2 protein-coding genes are annotated in these 1,222 nt (G+C 76.1%); both read left to right on the top strand.

The window, feature by feature from the left end; all coding sequences use genetic code 11:
- The first annotated feature begins 8 nt into the window (after positions 1-8).
- Positions 9-383 carry a 1,2-phenylacetyl-CoA epoxidase subunit PaaB gene (gene paaB / locus FNQ90_RS23795; RefSeq protein ID WP_407699437.1) on the top strand — a complete coding sequence of 125 codons (375 nt, stop codon included), beginning with the start codon at positions 9-11 and terminating at the stop codon, positions 381-383.
- Positions 380-1,195, top strand: a complete 816-nt coding sequence (paaC, locus tag FNQ90_RS23790) for a 1,2-phenylacetyl-CoA epoxidase subunit PaaC (RefSeq protein WP_323380148.1) — start codon at positions 380-382, stop codon at positions 1,193-1,195. The genes paaB and paaC overlap by 4 nt, the downstream gene beginning before the upstream one ends.
- Positions 1,196-1,222: the final 27 nt, after the last annotated feature.

Here is a 1,222-nt window from a genome sequence, read left to right as displayed (position 1 = left end):
GCCCACGCATGAGCGACACGCCCCCCGGGGACCGGCCGACCGCCGCGCCCACCGCAACACCGACGGACGCCGGAACACCGACGGACGCCGGAACCCCCACCGGCGCGCCCTGGCCGCTGTGGGAGGTCTTCGTCCGCCCCCGGCGCGGCCTGTCCCACACCCACGCCGGGAGCCTGCACGCCCCCGACGCCGAGATGGCGCTGCGCAACGCCCGCGACCTCTACACCCGGCGCGGCGAGGGAGTCTCCATCTGGGTGGTCCCGGCCCGCGCCGTGACGGCCTCCTCCCCCGACGAGAAGGACCCCTTCTTCGCCCCGGCCGCCGACAAGCCGTACCGGCACCCCACCTTCTACGACATCCCCGAGGGGGTGCGTCACCTGTGACCTCGACATTCGACGCCTCCCCCGTGCCCACCGCGCCCGGCGGGACCGCCGCGCCGGAGGCGGACGCGGAGACCGCGCGCGCCGCCCTCGCCCTGGGCGACGACGCCCTGGTGCTCTCCCACCGCCTCACCGAGTGGGCCGGCGACGCCCCCGTGCTCGAGGAGGAGGTCGCCCTCGCCAACCTGGCGCTCGACCTGCTCGGCCAGGCCCGCAACCTGTACGCGATCGTCGGCGACGAGGACGCCCTGGCCTTCCGCCGCGAGGAGCGGGAGTTCCGCAACCTCCAACTGGTCGAGCAGCCCAACGGCGACTTCGCCCACACCATCGCCCGCCAGCTGTACTTCTCCGTGCACCGCGAACTGCTGTACGCGGAGCTGGCCGGCGCCGACCGGGAGCATCCACGGCTCGCCCCGATCGCCGCCGTCGCCGCCAAGGCCCTCCCGGAGCTGGCCTACCACCGCGACCACGCGGCGACCTGGACCGTCCGCCTGGGCGACGGCACCGGGGAGAGCACCCGCCGGATGCGGAGCGCCGTCGACGCCCTGTGGCGGTACACCGGCGAACTGTTCGAGCCGATCGACGGCCTGCCCACCGGCCTGATCGACCCCACCGCCCACCGGGATGCCTGGCTGCGACGCGTGGGCGGCGTCCTGGAGGAGGCGCGCCTGGCGCTCCCCGACGCCGGGGCCGCCCCCGACCGGGACGCCTGGACCGCCGGCGCCGGCCGGCAGGGCCTGCACACCGAGCCGTTCGGACGGATGCTCGCCGAGATGCAGCACCTGCACCGCAGCCACCCGGGGGCGTCGTGGTGACCGCCGTCGACCGACCCCGCACGCACC

Origin of the sequence: Streptomyces alkaliphilus (assembly GCF_014141535.1) — a bacterium.
GTDB lineage: Bacteria > Actinomycetota > Actinomycetes > Streptomycetales > Streptomycetaceae > Streptomyces > Streptomyces alkaliphilus.
This window is presented reverse-complemented; position numbering and strand designations above follow the sequence as displayed.